Below are 19,257 nucleotides of genomic sequence, written 5' to 3'. Positions count from 1 at the left end.
AATTTAAGGTAAAGGAGAAATGCAATGAAAAAGTTATTAGTACCGGTGATCGGTCTCATCGTATTATTATTAGTAATCGGTAGTATGTTGATCGGTCCCTATAATAAACTTGTTGATTTAGATACAGAAGTTGAAAAATCTCAAGCGAAGATTGATACGCAGTTACAACGTCGTCTTGATTTAATTCCTAATTTAGTTGAAACAGTTAAAGGTTACGCAAAACATGAGGAAAAAGTATTCAAAGATGTCTCTGATGCACGTGCGAAATTAGCAGGTGCAAATACAATGGAAGAAAAAGCAGAAGCGAACGCACAAGTAAGCTCAGCTTTAAGTCGACTAATCGCAATTCAGGAGAACTATCCAGAACTTAAAGCAGATACACAGTTCACAGGGCTTCGTGATGAACTTGCAGGTACAGAAAATCGTATCGCAGTAGCACGTAATGACTATAATGATATTGTTACGGAATATAACAAAGTCGTTAAACGTTTCCCAGGTAGTGTCGTTGCCGGATTATTTGGATTTGAAAAGAAAGAGTTCTTTAAAGCTGATAGTGCTGCAAAAGATGCACCAAATGTAGATTTTAATTCTGATAAGGATTCTGAGTAATGAAGAGATTCACGATATTTTTCGCGAGTCTTATAATCTTTCTTACAGCACTTCCGGTTAGTGCAGCTGAACCATTACCGAAACTTGAGCAGCCGAGGTTCGTGCAGGATCATATCGGTATTTTTAAGCAGCAGGAAAAAGATGCATTAAACCAAAAAGGTGAGACGCTTCACAGTGGTACGACTGCTGAAATCTTGCTGATGACAATGCCAAGTATCGGACAGGAAGTTAAAGAAGATTATGCACTACGCGCAGGTCGTGAATATGGGGTAGGAGATAAGGATAAAGATAATGGTATCGTTATTTTGCTGAATCTCGACAATAATAATGAAAATAACAATCGTGGTATAGAAGTGATGGTAGGCCCCGGCCTACAAGGTGTGCTGAACGACGCTAAAGTAGGACGTATGATTGATACATATGCGATGCCTGATATTCAAAAAGCGATGCAGGCAGACCCAGATGCTAGCAATGAAACGTCTCGACGCTATTATGCGCAGGCGATGACTAAACTTTATAATGCAATATTTGATGAAATCAGTAAGAGCTACGGCTTTGATGGTGAAAAGTATACACGTGATACACCCATTGCTACACAAGACGATAGTGTTGGTGATATCAGTGTGTTTGAAATTATCATCGCAATATTCTTCTTATACTTGATTCTCTCTATGTTCTTCGGTGGTGGAGGACGTGGCGGTGGTGGCGGTGGACGTCGATCCACTGGCCCTGTCATCTTCTTTCCGACTGGTGGAGGTTTCTCATCTGGAGGCTTCTCTGGTGGAGGTTTCTCAGGCGGAGGATTTGGCGGTGGCGGTTTTGACGGCGGTGGCGCTGGTCGAAACTTCTAAATAAAAAATTCGGAAATGTTATGAACCCTAAAAAATTCAACTTTAGGGATACACTACATTTCCGGATTTTTTTATTTGCTATTTGTACTTCTTAAAGTCATCGTAACTTCTGTTTTCTTATCTTCTCTATAAACAGTAAATTTCACTTTGTCGCCTGCTTTATGATGTGTATAAATATAATTTCTAACGTCGCTATCACTTTCAACCTTATGTCCATCGATAGCAGTGATGACATCGCCTTTATTGAACTTTGTACGAGAAACGCTGTCAGTTTGTGCTACAACAACACCTTCAGTTTGTGTTATTTTAAGTTCTTTCAGATACTCAGCTGGAACATCATTGATTCCTACCAGTCCAAGACCCATATATGGACGTTCAACTTTACCGTTCTTAACAAGCTGTTCAATAATCGTCTTAGTGTCATTTGATGGAATAGCAAATCCAATCCCTTCCACTTGATTGGCAGATATCTTCATGCTGTTGATACCGATCAGCTGACCACTTGTATTAATTAAAGCACCACCAGAATTCCCGGGATTAATTGCTGCATCCGTCTGAATAACTTTGACGCTAGCGTTACCGGCAGAAGTTTCTACTTTCATTGTACGTTCCTTTGAGCTCACGATACCTTCTGTTACTGTACCAGCAAGTTCAAGACCTAATGGATTACCAATCGCATAGACAGGTTCGCCAATTCGAATCTTAGAAGAGTCGGCAAAGGCCACGGGTTTAATATTTAGCTGACCTGTTACTTTGAGTACAGCGATATCGGTCAAAGCGTCTGTACCCATTAGTTCAGCATCTATCGTTTTCCCGTTTGATAATTTAACCTTCAATTCTTTAGCGCCTTCAACAACGTGGTTGTTTGTAACAATATATGTATTGTTCCCATCAACTTGATATATTACACCTGAACCTGTTCCTGCAGGTGTAATATCGGTAGATCGATTGCCTGATAGGATATCATAGATACTGCTAGGTGCCTGCTGCATATTGATAACGCCGACAATTGCAGGAGAAACTTGTTCCAGCATTTGAGAGAGATTTGAAGTTGATTTGGAAGTTGTTGTATTATCAACTGTGACTGGAGAAATTGTTTCTGTTTCATCGTGTGAGAAATACTCTGGTAATTCAGTCACACCAAGCGTGAGTACAGATCCAACGACACCAGCAAGCACCATCTTTAAGAAGCCGGCTTTTTGTTTCTTTGGGTGTTGTGTTTGTAGATGAGAGTTTTCATTGTAATATTCATGATTTTGTTCCATAGCTACCTCCATTTGCTGCGATACAAAAAGTATAATCCCATTAAAATCAGAGTTCAAGCAAATGCACTCTTCAAAATATATTAGGTTATGATAAAATATAAATATTCTATGTAAAAGGAGTGCCATATGTATCAATTCATTTCTCGTATCATCTTCTTCTTTGTTAAAATATTAAACAAGTTAAAGGTTTCAGACAAACATCATCTTCCTGAAGATGAAGCATTTATCGTGACATGTAACCATGAGAGTATGGTGGAGATTATAATGCTCGCGATGAGTCTATATCCGTTAGAAGTTCATTATATGGCGAAGCAGGAACTATTTAAGACACCGCTATTAAATCGATTTTTTAGATCAGTTAATGCATTTCCTGTGAATAGAGAAAACCCAGGACCATCTACGTTAAAGATACCTGTTAAGCTGATAAAAGAAGGTAAGGTTGTTGGTATCTTCCCGAGTGGACAACGCAATAATGCAGCACCGATGAAAAAAGGAGCGGCGACGATTGCTGTACTATCAAAAAGTAAGATTGTTCCTGCGGCTTATACAGGACCACTTAAATTTCGTGATGTTATATTTAAGAGAAGAAAGTGCTGGATTAAGTTTGGAGCACCCATTGATAGCACTACATATTTATCCCAGTACAATAAAACTGAAGCAATAGAAAAGATTACTCAGCAACTTGAAAACAGCACAAAATCGATTATAGCAACAATGAAATAACACAAAAGCGGAATGATCTATAGATCATTCCGCTTTTGTGTTACGACCTAAGCTTTATAATAATGAGTTTCAACATCATCTGGATAAATAAATTCTAGCTTAATCACCTGTTCGTCATCTGATCTATGCATTCGTTTATAGAATTCATTTCTCGCTTGATTGATATAACGAACCTTCTCACACTCGTTCTGGATTATTTTATATTCTGCATGTTCTTGAGATGTGTCAGGATAAGAAGTTTTAAGCAATATAACTCCCATGATTCACACCTTCTTCCTTTTTGTATCTATAATAAGAACATACCCGTTAAACAAAATAATCAAACAAAAAAAGAAACAAGCTATGCAGTTGTTTCTCCTGTTCTATGGTCGTTATTGAAAAGTTCATCTTCTAATTGTTTTAATGTAAGATATGTGGCTTCATCCAATGATGAAACAGCTGCTTCATCTTCAAAAAGGGATTCAATCGTTGCAATATCAATATCTGTTGCCGTAGAAATCTGATACGCAGTTAATTTACCTTTAAAAAGTTGTGGCAATATTTGCATAAAATCACCCTCATTGTTTATATTAATTCATTATATAATACTTTTGCATATAAATAAAGATGTTTTAGAGTATTCAAATATAATTGGCGTCGTTACTTTATTTATTTAAAGAGATAACATATTAAATTGGTAGCTTGATACCTAAGCATAACTTTCAGAAAATCTATTGTGCTCCTAATGTTTATTGGATATAATTCATTTGTTAGAATTATTAGAAAATTATAACAAAGGGGATGGTGTAATGAATTTAGTTTTAAATGGCCGAAATCTAACGATTGAATCAATTAAGGCTTTAATTGCTGGAAATCAGAATGTTGAAATTTGTGAAGAAGCGTTATCACGCGTTAAACAAAGCAGGAAAATTGTTGATGATATTATTGCCAATGAAGAGACGATCTATGGTATTACTACGGGGTTTGGATTGTTTAGCGATGTTCTTATTGATCAGGATAAATACGAGGATTTACAGCTAAATTTAATACGGTCACATGCATGTGGGGTAGGGGAACCGTTTAATGACGACGTAGCGCTCGTGATGATGATCTTAAGATTAAATACGATGTTAAAAGGACATTCCGGAGTAAGCACTGAACTTGTCGAACAGCTTGTCTTTTTCATCAATCAACGTATTATCCCAGTTATACCAGCACAAGGTTCTTTAGGAGCTTCGGGAGACTTAGCCCCCTTATCACATTTAGCATTAGCATTAGTCGGTGAAGGAGAAGTAATCTATAAAGGAGTAAGACAAGAAAGTAGTAAAGTCTTACAATCATTGAATCGTGCACCGCATACATTACGAGCGAAAGAAGGTCTTGCACTGATTAACGGGACACAGGCGATGACGAGCCAAGGCGTAATTAGTTATATTGAAGCGGAACAATTAGCGTATGATGCTGAATGGATTGCTGCTCTCACGCACCAAGCATTGAATGGCATTGTCGATGCATATAATGAACACGTGCATATCGTTAGAAATTCAGAAGAACAGTTAGGTGTTGCAAATAGAATGCTAGACTGGCTGGAAGGCTCATCATTAACAACGCGTCAAGGCGAATTAAGAGTCCAGGATGCCTATTCGTTAAGGTGTATCCCTCAAATCCATGGTGCGAGTTTTCAAGTACTGAACTATGCTAAAGAAAAGCTGGAATGTGAAATGAATGCTGCGAATGATAATCCGCTCATCTTTGATAAAGGTGATGAAACGCTTGTTATTTCAGGAGGGAACTTCCACGGTCAGCCCGTTGCATTTGCACTAGATTTCTTGAAAATAGGTGTAAGTGAGCTCTCAAATGTCTCAGAACGTCGTATAGAAAGGCTTGTTAATCCACAGTTAAATGGCGATCTTCCTGCATTTTTAAGTCCACAGCCAGGTCTGCAGAGTGGTGCGATGATTATGCAATATGCTGCTGCAAGTTTAGTTTCTGAAAATAAGACATTGGCGCATCCTGCAAGTGTAGATTCTATTCCTTCATCTGCCAATCAGGAGGATCATGTGTCAATGGGTACGATTGCTTCACGCCATGGGTATCAGATTGTAGAGAATGTCAGGAATGTACTTGCCATAGAATGTGTGATTGCACTGCAGGCAGTAGAATTAAAAGGTGTAGACAAGCTATCACCGAAAACGAAGAAGAAATACGAAGAATATCGAGAGTTTGTACCATCGATAACAGAAGATAGACAGTTCCATAAAGATATCAAAGTCGTGTCCGATTACTTGAAACAATCAGCATATAAAAAATAGTTCAAGAGTACCTTGAACTATTTTTTATATAATCAGACTTTATTTATTTAAATATGTTTCGTAATATTTACGGCCTTTTTCATAATCAAGACGATTTTCCCATCTTGCAATGACAAGTGTTGATAAAGAGTTGCCGACTACGTTAACAACTGTACGCATCATATCTAAGATACGGTCAATACCAATGATAAGTGCTAGGCCCTCAGGGTGAATATTCATTGCTGTTAAAGTCGTAATCAAAACGACGATTGATGTACCTGGTACAGCAGCCATACCTTTAGATGTCAGCATCAATGTTAATAATAATACAAGTTGCTCAGTCACCGATAAATGAACACCGTACATTTGAGCGATTGTAAGTGCTGCAATAGATTGATACAATGCTGAACCATCAAGGTTGAATGTATAACCTGTCGGTATAACAAAAGATACGATTTCTTTCGGTGCACCAAATTTCTCCATCTTGTCCATGATGGTAGGTAATACAGTCTCTGAACTTGACGTTGAGAATGCAAGCAGTAACTCGTCCTTTAATATGCGCAATAGGTGGAAGATATTGATCTTACACATTGCTGCAACAGCACCGAGCACGACGATAATGAAAAATACCATTGACCCTGCAACAACAAGTGCTAACTTTCCAAGTGGAATCAATGCACCTAACCCTAAATTGATGATTGTTACTGCCATAAATGCAAATACACCAATTGGTGCATATTTCATGATTTGATTCGTCATCCAGAAGATAACATCTAAGAAGCCGTCAAAGAAAGCGCGTACTGGATCACCTTTTTTACCAATTGCAGCTAACCCAAGACCGAAGAATACCGAGAAGAAGATAACCGGTAATAATTGACCTTGTGCCATAGAATCAATAATATTCGTCGGAATAATATTAACGATTGTATCAATCATATGATTACCATATGTGGACTCTGCAGCAGCTTCTGCATTTGTCGTATACTTTGTTACATCACCTTTAGGTAATAGATCTTTGTTGATACCGGCACCTGGTTTAAAGACATTTGCAAATATAATTCCGAGACCAATGGCTAATGTCGTAATAATTTCAAAGTACAGTAACGTCTTCCAGCCGTAACGGCCAACAGTTTTCATATCGCCTGTACCGGCAATAGAAATTACAAGTGAACAGAATACAATCGGTACAACAATCATTTTAATAAGATGTAAGAAGACATCGCCTAATGGCTGAAAGTAGTTAACGTATTCTTTCTGACCATTAAGTAGGGCGCCGACGACAACACCTAATATTAATGCAAGTAATATTTGCATCGGTAAACTTATAAACTTTTTCTTTTTTGTTTTTTTAATTTCTGTAACTGAACTCATATCATACCTCTTTTCTTTCGTACTCATGTATTTTATTTGTTATTGATAAGTCTGTCAATTTAATTATTTACAAATTGTCAGAAAAATTAAGTAGTCATTATGTTTTAATAATGATGTAATTGCGTGCTCTGTGAATTTTAAGGATATTCGCTGAAAGTAGAGTACATATACATTTGACAATGTTTTTGAAAAAACCTGTAAACGATATCATAAATTATATTATTTGTTTAATATAATTTATCTTTGATTAAATGTTATAAAAAACTATTCCGGCTACCGAAATAGTTTTATGCGTAAATTATTATATTACTATATTATTATTTAAATAAATATTTTCAATTGAAACTTCAACATTACCTTTTAGAGCACGTGTAATCATACAAGTTTCTTCGGATTTATTAACATATCTTACTATTCTTTGCTCATCCATTTGTGCTGTGCTGATCAAATAGACATTGTAAGTAATGCTTTCATATGTTAATACTTGTTTTTCACTATTGATCGTCGCGCTAGCATGCACATAATCTATTTCAACCGGAATATTATTACGTTCAAACATAGAACTTAATGTTATTGTAAAGCATGTAACTGCAGATGATAAAAGCATCTCATCTGGATTGGTACCGATATCAGGTCCATTCATTTCTTTCGGTATTGATATTTCAGTCTTAAGATTTCTGTTTTCTATCGTACCCACACCGTGATAGCCGCCGTTAAATTTAGCAGTACAGTTAAATGTATGTTTCATTTTATATTCTCCTTATCTATCCATATAAAACAAAAAACGAACACTTCAGAAACAATGATTCTGAAGTGTTCGGAATAATAGAAAGACGAAAGTCTTTCAAAGCACTTATTAACGTGAGTAGTACTCAACGATTAATTGTTCGTTAATTTCAGCAGATAATTCGCTACGTTCTGGAACGCGTACAAATGTACCTTCTAATTTTTCAGCGTCGAATGTTAAGTATTCAGGAACGTGGTTTGATAACTCAACTGATTCAGCGATGATGTTTAATTTTTGTGATTTTTCACGAACTGAAATTACTTGACCAGGTTTTAATTGGTATGATGGGATGTCTACGCGAGCGCCATCTACCATGATGTGACCGTGGTTAACTAATTGACGTGCTTGACGACGTGTACGTGCTAAACCTAATTGGTATACTACTGCATCTAAACGAGATGCTAAAAGTGCCATGAAGTTAGCACCGTGGATACCTTTCATTTTACCAGCACGATCAAAGATTGTGCGGAATTGACGTTCGTTGATTCCGTACATATAACGTAATTTTTGTTTCTCTTGTAATTGTAAACCATACTCAGATAATTTTTTACGTTGGTTAGGACCGTGTTGTCCTGGTGCGTAAGGGCGTCTTTCTAATTCTTTACCAGTGCCGCTTAAAGAAATTCCTAAACGACGAGATTTTTTCCAAGTTGAACCTGTAAAACGAGCCATAATGTGACTCCTCCTCTGTTTTTGTTTTTTATGTAAAAAACAAAAATATGATAAATGCCTAATACGATATAGTATCATTCCGTGCCTTCGCCTTATAGCTTCAGTTACACAACACGCCAACATAGGGGATACTATAGCGCGTATTAATATTTATCTGCTATCTTCGTTTATTCACATAGATTTCATTATAGTGACTTTAGTGTAAGAAGTCAATATTAATATAAATGTTTTTCGAGAATCTTTACGAATTGTTCGATACCTGCTTGATCTTCTTCTGTAAATCTAGATTTAATCGGCGCATCGATATCGAGCACACCGAATATTTCTCCATCTTTAATAATAGGTACGACAATTTCTGATTGAGAATTTGCATCACATGCAATATGACCAGGGAACTGATGTACGTCAGAGACAACCATCGTCTTGCGCTCGCTGACTGCACTCCCGCATACACCTTTTCCAACCGGAATTTGAACACATGCCGGTAATCCCTGGAAAGGTCCTAACTGTAATTGGCCATCTTTCATCAAATAGAACCCAACCCAGTTTACTTCCTGTAGAAATGTATTAAGAAGTGCACTTGCATTGGCAAGATTGCTGATATTATCCTGTTCATCAGTGAGTAATCCGTCCAGCATTTGTGCGAGCATCGTATAATCTTTAATCGGTGTTTGATCGAACATAGTATTCCCTCCGTAGTTATCAATTTTTATGAATAAAAATAGTTTAACTGATTTGATAAAGAATTAACAAGAAATTGTTTTTGAAAAGTACATTTTACGTTATAATGATGAGTAGTACTTTGGAGGGAATGAATTTACATAATGATATATATCATAGTTGGAATCATTGTAGTGATATTGATTGCTATCGGTGTGCTGTTTTATATGAGAAATCAAAGACGCACACATATCGAAAGCATTGAAGCAAGAAAGAATGAAGTGAAACATTTACCGTTTCAAGATGAACTTGTAAAAGTAAAATCATTAAACTTAAAAGGTCAGGCTGCGCTGCACTTTGAGAAGTGGAAGAAAGAGTGGCAGACTGTATTAAATGAAGATATTAAGACTTGTGAGCTTATTATAAATGATGCGGATGAAGCACTTGATAAATTTAAATTTAAAGAAAGTGAAACTAAGGTTCAAGAAGCGGACCACTTGCTTGATCATATAGAGAAAAAGTATGGACAGTCTGTAGAAGAAATTAAAGCGTTTATGAATAAGACTGAAGATGATAAGCGCAAGTATGATGCATGTAAGGTTATCTATAGAGAGTCAAAGCGCGACGTTCTTGCTAACCGTCATCAGTATGGTGAATCGGCTGAGCCGCTTGAAGCACAGATCGAAACGTACGAACCTCAAATTAATGTATATCAGACGCTCATTGATGAGGGGAATTATGACGATGCACATACGCATATTAATAGTTTACATGAAGAAATGTCGCTACTGAAAGAAGATATGGAAGAAATTCCAGAACTTATTCGTGATGTACAAAAAGAATTACCTGCACAATTTCAGGATATTAAGTTCGGATGCAGAGACCTTAAGATTGAAGGTTATAACATTGAACATGTTAAAGTAGACAGTACGCTTCAGACGTTAAAAGGGAAGCTGAACCTAGTTGAGCCCTTGATTGCAAGACTGGAACTTGACAAAGCAGAAGAGATTATCGATGAAATTAATGATGCTATCGATGAAATGGTTGAACTCGTTGAACTTGAAGTGAAAGCGAAGAACAATGTAGAATTAACAAAAGAAGAGATAACAGATCATCTGTTTCACGCAAAAGATACGAACTATATGATTCGTACAGAGATAGAATATGTTAAAGATACCTATTATATTGATGAAGAAGCGGTGCAGAATGTGCGTAGCTACGACAATGAGATTCAAAGTTTGATAACAGTGTATGATGAAATATTGATGGAAACTGCGAAATCAAGCATTCGTTATACAGAGGTTGAGGACAATCTAAAATATATTGAATCCCATGTTAAGGTGATCAATGAAAAACAAGAGAAGATACAGAACTACTTGATGAATTTACGTGAAGATGAGCAGGAAGCGCAGCATAATGTATTGCATATTCAATGTAAGAAAGAAGAAGTGTACAGAAAACTGCTTGCTTCAAATCTGTCAAGTGTACCTGAACGCTTTATTATTATGAAAAATGAAATTGATGTTGAGATGCGTGAAGTGCATCAACTTTTTAATAAGCGTCCAATGAATGTAACGCAAGTAAGAGATAAAGTGAATAAAGTACTGACAACCATGAATACATTTGAGTCAGAAGCGATGGAAGTACTGGAGCATGCGCTTTATGCAGAAAAACTGATACAATATGGAAACCGTTATCGCAAAGATTCTTCAGAGGTTAATAAAGAGTTAATTGAAGCAGAACGCCTGTTTAGTAACAATAGATATAAACGCGCAGTAGAAGTTGCTGAGGCGGCGATTGAACGTGTAGAACCAGGAGTGACTGAGCGTATCGAGCAAAATATTCTTCATACAAAGCGCAGATAGAGTATAATGAAACGAATGATAAACCCGAGCCAACTTCAATGTGAAGTTTGCCGGGTTTTGCTTATTGAGGTGAAAGAATGATCTATTTAGATAATTGTGCAACAACAAAGCCGGATCCAGAAGTGTTAAAGACATTTCATACGGTAAATGAAAAGTATTATTTTAATCCATCAAGTCCACATCATAAAGGGCTTGAAACAAATAAATTATTAGAACAGGCGAGAAGTCAGATAAGAGATATATTGAAGCTTAAGAATCAATCTATTATTTTTACGAGTGGTGCCACTGAATCGAACAACCTACTTATTACAGGTATGGCAAGAAGTAAGAAACCGTTCGGACAGACGATTATTACTTCGCATCTAGAGCATCCTTCAGTACTAGAAACAGTACGTGCGCTAGAAAGTGAGGGATTCACAGTTAAGTATGTAGAGTTTAAGGACGGGCGATTAGATTTAGAACACTTTAAATCTCTATTAAACAGTGATGTGACTTTAGTCTGTTTAATGCATGTGAATAATGTCATGGGTGCAATATTACCGATCACATCTATCAAAGAAGTATTAAAGAATTATCCGAAAGTGCATTTTCATGTTGATTGTGTACAATCTTTTGGGAAGCTCGAACTTCCAGTTGATGCGATGGATAGCTTTGTACTTAGTGGTCATAAGTTCAATGGTCTGAAAGGTCAGGGTTTACTGGTCTTCAATCAACTGAAGACCATCACACATACTGTATTTGGCGGGGGTCAGGAGTATGGATTTAGAAGCGGAACGGTGAATGTTGCGAATGATGTTGCTTTAAGTCGCGCAGTACGTATTGCCGAAAGTGAGAGGACAGAATTATACTCACGCACGCAGCATTTTAAAGAACAGCTAGAACATGTAGTGCAGCAACTTCCGGGATTATATTTGAATTCACTTGAAGAGGGTGCGCCGCATATAGTAAATATCGGTTTCCCTGGCGTAAAAGGGGAGGTCATCGTGAATGCCTTTTCGAAAGAAGATATCTGCATTTCGACGACGAGTGCCTGTTCGTCAAAGCGAGCAAAGTTCAATGAAGCACTGAATGCGCTTCATGTACCTGAAACTGTCATAGCGGGTAGTGTCAGAGTATCATTTGATAAATATACAACACAAAGTGATATCAATCGATTCATCACAGTACTACAACAAATCTATCGTGAAATGAAGGAGTTAATCAAAGATGCAGTATGATCATATATTAGTCAGATATGGAGAATTAACATTAAAATCGGGTAATCGTAATACATTTGTAAATCAGCTTAAATCCAATATTAAATATGCGCTAATTCCGCTAACAGGTTATAAAGTAAATGCCAATAGAGACAGAATGTACGTAGAAGTCACTGAAGATGCTGATGTAGAAGAGATTATGAAACGAATTAGCAAAGTATTCGGTGTACATTCAGTGAGTCCGGTAGTGAAAGTAGAGAAAGATATCGACCAGATAAAATCGAGTGCAGTGAAGCTTGCGCGTGATATTGACGCACCGGGTGTTACATTTAAGGTAGATGCGAAACGTTCGGATAAAGGATTCCCTTATGATACATTCGCCTTACAGCAAGAGCTCGGGGGAGAAATCTTATCGAATATCGAACATTTAACGGTAGACGTTAAAAAACCAGATTATAAATTGCTCGTGGAAATTAGAAGTGATGCAGCATATCTATATTCTCGAGTGATTAAAGGCGCTGGAGGCCTACCGGTTGGAACGGGAGGAAAGACGCTCTTGATGCTATCAGGTGGTATTGATTCACCTGTCGCTGGAATTGAAGTGATGAAGCGCGGGGTTACGATTGAAGCGATTCATTTCCATTCACCACCCTTTACAAGTGAAGAAGCGAAACAGAAGGTCATTGATCTCACAAGGATTATGGCAGAAACTACTGGAGAGATTAAACTGCATCTTGTTCCGTTTACAGACATCCAGAAGATGATTCATAAGAAAGTGCCTGAAAACTTAACGATGACGTCGACACGTCGAATGATGCTTAAGATTTCAGATAAATTTGCTCGTCAAATTGATGCTAAAGCACTTGTCAACGGAGAAAATTTAGGACAAGTTGCGAGTCAGACACTTGGAAGCATGTATGCGATAAATGCAGTTACAAATTTACCAATATTACGTCCGTTACTAACATTGGACAAAGATGAGATTATTATTAAAGCAAAGGAAATCGGAACATTTGAAACGTCGATTCAACCGTTTGAGGACTGCTGCACAATCTTCACACCGAAAAATCCAAAGACCAATCCTAGACTTGATAAGGTTGAGAGCTTCGAAGCGGGCACTGATTTTGATGCGATGATTGAAGAGGCAGTAGCGAATATTGAGACATTAACAATTTCTAAGCATACAGATACGAAACAAGAATTCGACGAGCTGTTATAGGAGGCGTTCTTATGCTTGATAAAAATGTCGTTATAGCGCATCGTGGAGCGAGTGGTTATGCGCCTGAACATACTTTTGCATCGTACGATAAAAGTCATTACGATATGCATGCAGACTATATTGAGCTCGATGTTCATATGACATTAGATGGAGAAATCATTGTCATGCATGATGAATCAATCGAACGCACTGCACTGACGCCAGGGATTATTAAAGAGATGACCCTTCAAGAAATTAAACAGCTGACAATTGGGAAATGGTTCAATGAAAAGTTCCCTGAATTAAAGGCAGACTATTATGCTGAACAGATTGTACCGACACTGAAAGACATATTTGAACGTTATAAAGATGCAAATTATTATATAGAAACGAAATCCCCGGACATCTATCCGGGGATGGAATCAATATTAATCGATACGCTAGATGCATACGGCCTGATCAGTGACACGCGCCTAAAGAATCGTCAGACGGTTATACAGTCATTTAGTTTAGAAAGTTTAATCAAAGTGAATCAGCTCGTTCCCGATATGCCGCTCTTACTGCTCGCTAAAAAAGGTGTGCTGCGTGAAATGCCGGATGAAGATTTAAAGCAGATTCATGCATTCGTATATGCTGTCGGACCGAGTATCGCCGATCTGGATGAAACATTAATCAGCAGAATGCATGACCTTGGATATTTAGTCTTTCCATATACGCTCAATAAAGAAGCGGATATGGAACGCTTAATCAATGCAGGTATTGACGGAGCATTTACAAATTTCCCTGATCTGCTTCGTAAGCAGTTTAGAATAGATAACGGAGAAATATTTGAATAACTAATTATAGGACACCACAAAGTGTATCATAGCAACTTATAAGGAGGGCAACATGGATTTAAATATATTACTCATTTTAATATTTTTCGGATTCTTAGCGGCATTTATAGATTCAGTTGTTGGTGGCGGCGGACTCATCAGTATTCCCGCTCTACTTGCAACTGGTATGCCGCCATCCATCGCGCTTGGAACGAATAAGCTTGCTTCTTCTTTCGGATCATTTACATCAACGTTATCATTTTTACGTTCGAAGAAAGTCGATTTAAATATTGTTGGTAAATTATTTGCGTTATCATTTTTCGGTTCGATTCTCGGTGCATTTATTGCCACGAAGATGCCGCCTGAATATCTGAAGCCTATTGCGATCATCTGTCTGAGTCTGGTACTTGTGTATACGCTATTTAAGAAAGACTGGGGAAGCATTTCGACCTATAAGAAGTTAGATAAGAAAAAGTCGGCATTATTTATTTTTGCGATTACATTTATCGGCTTTTACGATGGGTTCTTAGGGGGAGGGACAGGAAGTTTCCTGCTATTCACCTTACTTATCATCGGTTTTGATTTCTTAAGAGCAGCAGGTAATGCAAAATTTCTTAACTTTGCAAGCAACTTAGGAGCTCTGCTCTTATTCATGGCACTCGGACAAGTAAATTATATGTATGGGCTGAGTATGGGAGCGGCAATGATAGCGGGAAGTTACACTGGTAGCCAATTTGCGATTAAGCATGGTGTATCATATGTGCGTATACTCTTTATCGTAGTGACGGTGCTGTTGATTGGAAAAAATATTGTGGACTACGTTCAGAATTATTTTATGAAATAGTCTGAACGATCAAATGATTTTAAATATGTGAAATGACCTGAAAAAGAACTGCACCGTAGTTATACGGTGCAGTTCTTTATATCTTATAGAAATGTGCGCTCAACTTTATTCCAGAATGAGTTTTCTTTCACTTTGACAGTTTTAATGATCTGTTTACTTAATGTAATATCGATTGTATCTGTATTCTGTATGGATAATGCCTCGTTATCTAGTCCCATTATCGGATAATAGTCTTCTAATTTATCTAGTATTAAAGAAAGCTTACGACCTTCATTTAAAATAATCGCATTACCAATAGTTCTGTAGTTGTTGTTGTTGAAAGATGCGATTTCAGTCATCTGGAAGCAACGTGTAAGCGGATCGATAATGGCGCCATCCAGTGATTTGCTATATCCAGTTGATCCGGTTGGTGTAGAAATCAGCATACCATCGCCGCGGAATGTCTCGAATTTCTGATCATCGATTAATACGTCCAGAGACATCGATTTAATAATTGAAGATTTAATATAGAAATCATTTAAACATAAGTAGCGCATCTCGTTATTAATATTTACATCTAACAAAGGATATTTGCGTACTTCGATGGAATCATCCTCGCTATTTAAAGCTTTATTTAGCAGTTCTGGATTATCAATATGGAAATCAGTATAGAAGTGTTTCTTATTATCTGTCGCAATGCCAACATATATTGCATCTTGACGAAATTTTGTTTTACGTACTGCTTGGAGAAACTCCCCGTCACCACCGATAGAAGCGATGATATTTGCAGTTTGGTGATTATCAGTTACTTCAAAGTCATAATGTTGAATTAACGTTTCAATTTGTGCCTTAGAGTTTAATCCAGCAGGTTCTCTGTTTGTGAAAAAGTAAATTTTATTTCTTTTTTCCATTTTCTTACCCCTCCTTATTGTTCACTGATAGATATTTTTGATACTATATATTATAAGGTCTAACTATTATATTTGAAAGGAAGATACGATGAGTAAAAGAGTGATAGCAATATTATTGGCTTTAGGATTATTTATTGTTGGGTCTACATTAAGCTTCTTCACAAACGTGTTATCTACAGATTTCGCTTCAAGCATGAAGGCACTAGACGAAGAAGGACTTACTTCATCTACTGTTGATGGCAGCGACACGACAAATCAAATTGCACGTATTGAAATAGACGGAACAATTATGGACACGGGGACGCCTTCGCCCTTCTCGGGTGAAAGTTACAATCACCAGCTGATACTGGATTCATTAGATGAGGTGAAAGACAACGGTAATATTAAAGCATTGATGTTAGTTGTGAATTCGCCGGGTGGTGGTGTTTATGAGAGTGCAGAAATTCACGATAAGATTGAAGCGGTCAAAAAAGCAGGTAAAAAAGTTTTTGTAACGATGAAAAATACGGCGGCTTCTGGAGGTTATTATATTTCAGCACCAGCTGATAAAATTTATGCTTCTAAAGAAACGTTGACGGGATCATTAGGCGTAATCATGCAATCTATGAATTATAAAGAGCTTGCGGATAAGTACGGGGTTAAATTCAACACAATTAAGAGTGGACCCCATAAAGACATTATGAGCCCTACAAAAGAGATGGATGAAACAGAACGTGCAATCTTGCAAAAGTTTGTCGATGAAAGCTATGAAGGTTTTGTAAATGTGATTAGTAATGGAAGACATATGGATAAAGCTCAAGTGAAAAAGATTGCTGACGGTAGAATCTATTCGGGTCAACAAGCGCAAAAATTGGATCTTGTAGATGAGATAGGCACTGAGGCAGATGCGATGAATGCACTGAAGAAAGAAATTAAAGCAAAAAACGCTGAAGTCATTGAATTTTCAGTGACAGATGACTTCTTTAATTCTAAATTCTTTGCAGCAGATTCTTTTGTAGGTCACTTAATGGGCAAGAACGATGTAGCTGCAATAAAAGAATTATTGAGTAAACGTCAAGGCATTCAACCAATGTACTTGTATGGGGAGTAGGTGGATGTAATGTATGAAGAAAAATATGATCAACATATTGAAAGTGACTTAGCTGTTCCAATGAATTCGCACAATGTGAATGATAAACTTACACAGCAGTTAATTCATGCGACAGAAGCTGGATTTGGTATTCGGTTTGTAGCATTTATCATTGATTTAATCGTTATTGGTTCGATTAAAAACATTGCATTAAATCCATTTGATGCATCATACGGTTTAAGTGATATGTATATTATGACACCGCTCTTTTCGGTCTATAATGTACTTAGTGCATTAATCTACTTTGGCTATTTTATTTTACTTACGTATTTCTTTAATGCAACACTTGGTAAGATGATCTTAAAATTAAAAGTAGTTCATGAAGATGGCCGCAAACTTTCTATAGGAACGGTTATTACCCGAGAATTCTTTGGACGATATATTTCTAACTTCTTCGCTTATTTACTTTATCTCGTTATACTATTTAATCCAAATAAGCGTGGTATACATGATCTGTTAAGTGATACACTCGTTGTTAAGGAAGAGAGTGCGTTATTAAGAGAAAAGCTTGTGAAGCAAGAAATCAGAATTTAATCAGTCAAATTAATTCGTTTTCTCTTATAAACATGTTAAATTAATAGTGTAAAACAATTTAGGAGGTATCATAATGGCACAAGTTACATTTAAGAACAATCCAATGAAATTATCAGGCGAGCCTGTCACAGTTGGGACGGCAGCTCCGGATTTTTCCGTATTAGCAAATGATTTAACGGTAAGAACATTAGCCGATTACGAAGGTAAGAAGAAATTAATCAGCGTTGTTCCATCTATTGATACAGGTGTATGTAGTACACAAACACGTAAATTTAATGAAGAAGCAGCAGGTATTGATAATGCTGTTGTTCTAACTATCTCTGCTGATTTACCATTTGCTCAGGCAAAATGGTGTGCAGCAGAAGGATTAGAGAACGTGATTACTTTAAGTGATCATAAAGACCTATCATTTGGTACGAACTATGGTGTCGTAATGGAAGACCTACGTTTACTTGCACGTTCGGTATTTGTTCTCAGCGATACAAACGAAGTAGTCTATACTGAAGTTGTTCCAGAAGGTACAGATCATCCCGATTATGATAAAGCGATTGAAGCATTAAAATCAATTTAATTACACGTATTAACTACTGCCCTTAATTTGGGGCAGTTTTTATTTGAAAGGATCATATATGATAGAAGAATTATTTAAAGTTATTGATAGTAAGGCGAAAGCACTCCAAAAAGAAAATGGACATAGTTTTATTGAGAATTTAGGATTAAGTCTTGAAGATATTTATATCAACCAAAGAGATCTACTGGAAAGAAGTACGAGTATTGATCGCAGAAAGGCATTCCAGTTCAGTTATTTAAGCTTATTGAAAGAAGAGATGATACAGCCGAATCACCAGATGACACCAGATAGTATTGGATATATGACTGCGTATGTAATGAATTTGTTTGTTCAAGATGAACAGCTTAAGATATTAGATCTTACGAGTGGTACAGGACATCTCTCGGCTACAATACATGAACAGAATCCAGGCAAGACTTTTGACCATGTACTTGTAGAAGTCGATCCTGTATTATCAAGACTCAGCATCCATTTAGCAAACTTTTTAGAGATACCCTTTGATGTCTTTCCTCAAGATGCAATTATGCCATTACCAGAAGGCGATTTCGATGTTGTTACTGGTGATTTTCCGGTAGGCTACTATCCAAATGATGTAAGAAGTCACGAAATGAAACTCGGATTTAAAGAAGGACATAGTTTTAGTCATCATTTATTAATTGAACAAGCGATAAATAGCCTAAAGCCAGGAGGTCTCGCATTTTTAATTGTTCCGACCCAACTCTTTGAAGGTGACAATGTGGAACAGTTACAAAAATTTGTTGCTACAGAAACAATAATGCAAGCCTTTTTGAATTTCCCTTCAAGTTTGTTCAAGACTGAAGCACGTCGAAAAAGCTTACTCGTATTAGAGCGAAAAGATGGTTCAAAATCCAAAGCAGTTGAAGTTTTACTTGCAAATATTCCCGATTTCAAAGATGAGAGAAATATGAAGACATTTATCGATGAATTAGAAGTGTGGCATTCAGAAAATCGTAACAAATAATTCTGTATTATTCTTGATAATAATC

The 19,257-nt window shown here is 36.9% G+C and carries 21 protein-coding genes; 13 read left to right on the top strand and 8 right to left on the bottom strand.

Going from position 1 to position 19,257, the window contains the following annotated elements; genetic code table 11:
- The first annotated feature begins 24 nt into the window (after positions 1-24).
- Positions 25-609, top strand: a complete 585-nt coding sequence (locus ACZ2V4_RS03505) for a LemA family protein (protein ID WP_219492692.1) — start codon at positions 25-27, stop codon at positions 607-609.
- On the top strand, positions 609-1,460 hold the full coding sequence (locus ACZ2V4_RS03500; RefSeq protein WP_219492690.1) for a TPM domain-containing protein: 852 nt from the start codon (positions 609-611) through the stop codon (positions 1,458-1,460). Before ACZ2V4_RS03505 ends, ACZ2V4_RS03500 begins: the two co-directional genes overlap by 1 nt.
- A 71-nt stretch (positions 1,461-1,531) precedes the next feature.
- Here ACZ2V4_RS03500 and ACZ2V4_RS03495 read toward each other — a convergent pair whose 3' ends face one another.
- Positions 1,532-2,725 (bottom strand): S1C family serine protease, encoded by a 1,194-nt coding sequence (locus ACZ2V4_RS03495; protein WP_241427448.1) that lies wholly within the window; start codon positions 2,723-2,725, stop codon positions 1,532-1,534.
- A gap of 126 nt (positions 2,726-2,851) precedes the next feature.
- Between ACZ2V4_RS03495 and ACZ2V4_RS03490 the strand changes: the two genes are divergently transcribed.
- A complete protein-coding gene (locus ACZ2V4_RS03490; protein ID WP_219492684.1) occupies positions 2,852-3,448 on the top strand; it encodes a lysophospholipid acyltransferase family protein in 597 nt (198 codons plus the stop codon).
- Between the two features lie 47 nt (positions 3,449-3,495).
- Here the strand turns inward: ACZ2V4_RS03490 and ACZ2V4_RS03485 are convergent, their stop codons facing one another.
- Positions 3,496-3,708, bottom strand: coding sequence for a hypothetical protein (locus ACZ2V4_RS03485; protein WP_086038960.1), 213 nt, complete (start codon positions 3,706-3,708; stop codon positions 3,496-3,498).
- 80 nt (positions 3,709-3,788) lie between these two features.
- The gene (locus tag ACZ2V4_RS03480) at positions 3,789-3,995 is read right to left on the bottom strand and encodes a hypothetical protein (RefSeq protein WP_041636081.1); all 207 of its coding nucleotides are present in this window, start codon (positions 3,993-3,995) and stop codon (positions 3,789-3,791) included.
- A gap of 241 nt (positions 3,996-4,236) precedes the next feature.
- On the opposite strand from ACZ2V4_RS03480, the gene hutH reads away from it, so the two are divergent.
- The gene (gene hutH / locus ACZ2V4_RS03475) at positions 4,237-5,739 is read left to right on the top strand and encodes a histidine ammonia-lyase (RefSeq protein ID WP_219492679.1); all 1,503 of its coding nucleotides are present in this window, start codon (positions 4,237-4,239) and stop codon (positions 5,737-5,739) included.
- Positions 5,740-5,778: 39 nt separating this feature from the next.
- Here hutH and ACZ2V4_RS03470 read toward each other — a convergent pair whose 3' ends face one another.
- The 4 genes from ACZ2V4_RS03470 to ACZ2V4_RS03455 form a co-directional block, all read right to left on the bottom strand.
- Positions 5,779-7,089 (bottom strand): cation:dicarboxylate symporter family transporter, encoded by a 1,311-nt coding sequence (locus ACZ2V4_RS03470; RefSeq protein WP_219492676.1) that lies wholly within the window; start codon positions 7,087-7,089, stop codon positions 5,779-5,781.
- 301 nt (positions 7,090-7,390) lie between these two features.
- Positions 7,391-7,837 carry an OsmC family protein gene (locus ACZ2V4_RS03465; RefSeq protein ID WP_219492673.1) on the bottom strand — a complete coding sequence of 149 codons (447 nt, stop codon included), beginning with the start codon at positions 7,835-7,837 and terminating at the stop codon, positions 7,391-7,393.
- Between the two features lie 108 nt (positions 7,838-7,945).
- Entirely contained in the window at positions 7,946-8,548 is a 603-nt protein-coding gene (rpsD, locus tag ACZ2V4_RS03460) for a 30S ribosomal protein S4 (protein WP_219492567.1), read from the bottom strand.
- Between the two features lie 215 nt (positions 8,549-8,763).
- Positions 8,764-9,231 carry a GAF domain-containing protein gene (locus ACZ2V4_RS03455; protein ID WP_219492563.1) on the bottom strand — a complete coding sequence of 156 codons (468 nt, stop codon included), beginning with the start codon at positions 9,229-9,231 and terminating at the stop codon, positions 8,764-8,766.
- Between the two features lie 138 nt (positions 9,232-9,369).
- On the opposite strand from ACZ2V4_RS03455, the gene ezrA reads away from it, so the two are divergent.
- From ezrA to ACZ2V4_RS03430, 5 genes are all read left to right on the top strand, one after another.
- Entirely contained in the window at positions 9,370-11,073 is a 1,704-nt protein-coding gene (gene ezrA, locus ACZ2V4_RS03450) for a septation ring formation regulator EzrA (RefSeq protein ID WP_420496619.1), read from the top strand.
- Between the two features lie 77 nt (positions 11,074-11,150).
- Positions 11,151-12,290 (top strand): cysteine desulfurase family protein, encoded by a 1,140-nt coding sequence (locus ACZ2V4_RS03445; protein WP_420496089.1) that lies wholly within the window; start codon positions 11,151-11,153, stop codon positions 12,288-12,290.
- Entirely contained in the window at positions 12,280-13,488 is a 1,209-nt protein-coding gene (thiI, locus tag ACZ2V4_RS03440; RefSeq protein ID WP_420496088.1) for a tRNA uracil 4-sulfurtransferase ThiI, read from the top strand. Before ACZ2V4_RS03445 ends, thiI begins: the two co-directional genes overlap by 11 nt.
- A gap of 11 nt (positions 13,489-13,499) precedes the next feature.
- Positions 13,500-14,303: a glycerophosphodiester phosphodiesterase gene (locus ACZ2V4_RS03435; protein ID WP_219492554.1), complete on the top strand. Its 804-nt coding sequence runs from the start codon at positions 13,500-13,502 to the stop codon at positions 14,301-14,303.
- Between the two features lie 52 nt (positions 14,304-14,355).
- Positions 14,356-15,126 carry a sulfite exporter TauE/SafE family protein gene (locus ACZ2V4_RS03430; RefSeq protein ID WP_490514505.1) on the top strand — a complete coding sequence of 257 codons (771 nt, stop codon included), beginning with the start codon at positions 14,356-14,358 and terminating at the stop codon, positions 15,124-15,126.
- An 83-nt stretch (positions 15,127-15,209) separates the two neighbouring features.
- Here ACZ2V4_RS03430 and ACZ2V4_RS03425 read toward each other — a convergent pair whose 3' ends face one another.
- Positions 15,210-16,016, bottom strand: a complete 807-nt coding sequence (locus tag ACZ2V4_RS03425) for an NAD kinase (protein WP_219492549.1) — start codon at positions 16,014-16,016, stop codon at positions 15,210-15,212.
- 88 nt (positions 16,017-16,104) lie between these two features.
- Between ACZ2V4_RS03425 and sppA the strand changes: the two genes are divergently transcribed.
- From sppA to ACZ2V4_RS03405, 4 genes are all read left to right on the top strand, one after another.
- Positions 16,105-17,106, top strand: a complete 1,002-nt coding sequence (sppA, locus tag ACZ2V4_RS03420; protein ID WP_219492547.1) for a signal peptide peptidase SppA — start codon at positions 16,105-16,107, stop codon at positions 17,104-17,106.
- A 9-nt stretch (positions 17,107-17,115) separates the two neighbouring features.
- Positions 17,116-17,679 (top strand): RDD family protein, encoded by a 564-nt coding sequence (locus ACZ2V4_RS03415; protein WP_219492544.1) that lies wholly within the window; start codon positions 17,116-17,118, stop codon positions 17,677-17,679.
- A gap of 73 nt (positions 17,680-17,752) precedes the next feature.
- Entirely contained in the window at positions 17,753-18,250 is a 498-nt protein-coding gene (gene tpx / locus ACZ2V4_RS03410; RefSeq protein WP_099482814.1) for a thiol peroxidase, read from the top strand.
- A gap of 58 nt (positions 18,251-18,308) precedes the next feature.
- Complete coding sequence (locus ACZ2V4_RS03405) at positions 18,309-19,232, top strand: class I SAM-dependent methyltransferase (protein WP_420493834.1); 924 nt, start codon at positions 18,309-18,311, stop codon at positions 19,230-19,232.
- Positions 19,233-19,257 lie beyond the last annotated feature (25 nt).

Source organism: Macrococcus sp. CoH-51_TC_04 (assembly GCF_058188655.1).
The sequence above is the reverse complement of the archived record's forward strand: the minus strand, read 5'-3'. Positions and strand labels throughout refer to the sequence as shown.

Coding starts and splice junctions, on each gene's coding strand:
- sppA (WP_219492547.1), top strand. CDS start 16,105: ATGAGTAAAAGAGTGATAGCAATATTATTGGCTTTAGGATTATTTATT.
- ACZ2V4_RS03425 (WP_219492549.1), bottom strand. CDS start 16,016: ATGGAAAAAAGAAATAAAATTTACTTTTTCACAAACAGAGAACCTGCT.
- ACZ2V4_RS03405 (WP_420493834.1), top strand. CDS start 18,309: ATGATAGAAGAATTATTTAAAGTTATTGATAGTAAGGCGAAAGCACTC.
- hutH (WP_219492679.1), top strand. CDS start 4,237: ATGAATTTAGTTTTAAATGGCCGAAATCTAACGATTGAATCAATTAAG.
- rpsD (WP_219492567.1), bottom strand. CDS start 8,548: ATGGCTCGTTTTACAGGTTCAACTTGGAAAAAATCTCGTCGTTTAGGA.
- ACZ2V4_RS03445 (WP_420496089.1), top strand. CDS start 11,151: ATGATCTATTTAGATAATTGTGCAACAACAAAGCCGGATCCAGAAGTG.
- ACZ2V4_RS03435 (WP_219492554.1), top strand. CDS start 13,500: ATGCTTGATAAAAATGTCGTTATAGCGCATCGTGGAGCGAGTGGTTAT.
- ACZ2V4_RS03490 (WP_219492684.1), top strand. CDS start 2,852: ATGTATCAATTCATTTCTCGTATCATCTTCTTCTTTGTTAAAATATTA.
- ACZ2V4_RS03465 (WP_219492673.1), bottom strand. CDS start 7,837: ATGAAACATACATTTAACTGTACTGCTAAATTTAACGGCGGCTATCAC.
- ACZ2V4_RS03430 (WP_490514505.1), top strand. CDS start 14,356: ATGGATTTAAATATATTACTCATTTTAATATTTTTCGGATTCTTAGCG.
- ACZ2V4_RS03485 (WP_086038960.1), bottom strand. CDS start 3,708: ATGGGAGTTATATTGCTTAAAACTTCTTATCCTGACACATCTCAAGAA.
- ACZ2V4_RS03470 (WP_219492676.1), bottom strand. CDS start 7,089: ATGAGTTCAGTTACAGAAATTAAAAAAACAAAAAAGAAAAAGTTTATA.
- thiI (WP_420496088.1), top strand. CDS start 12,280: ATGCAGTATGATCATATATTAGTCAGATATGGAGAATTAACATTAAAA.
- ACZ2V4_RS03455 (WP_219492563.1), bottom strand. CDS start 9,231: ATGTTCGATCAAACACCGATTAAAGATTATACGATGCTCGCACAAATG.
- tpx (WP_099482814.1), top strand. CDS start 17,753: ATGGCACAAGTTACATTTAAGAACAATCCAATGAAATTATCAGGCGAG.
- ACZ2V4_RS03495 (WP_241427448.1), bottom strand. CDS start 2,725: ATGGAACAAAATCATGAATATTACAATGAAAACTCTCATCTACAAACA.
- ACZ2V4_RS03500 (WP_219492690.1), top strand. CDS start 609: ATGAAGAGATTCACGATATTTTTCGCGAGTCTTATAATCTTTCTTACA.
- ACZ2V4_RS03505 (WP_219492692.1), top strand. CDS start 25: ATGAAAAAGTTATTAGTACCGGTGATCGGTCTCATCGTATTATTATTA.
- ACZ2V4_RS03415 (WP_219492544.1), top strand. CDS start 17,116: ATGTATGAAGAAAAATATGATCAACATATTGAAAGTGACTTAGCTGTT.
- ACZ2V4_RS03480 (WP_041636081.1), bottom strand. CDS start 3,995: ATGCAAATATTGCCACAACTTTTTAAAGGTAAATTAACTGCGTATCAG.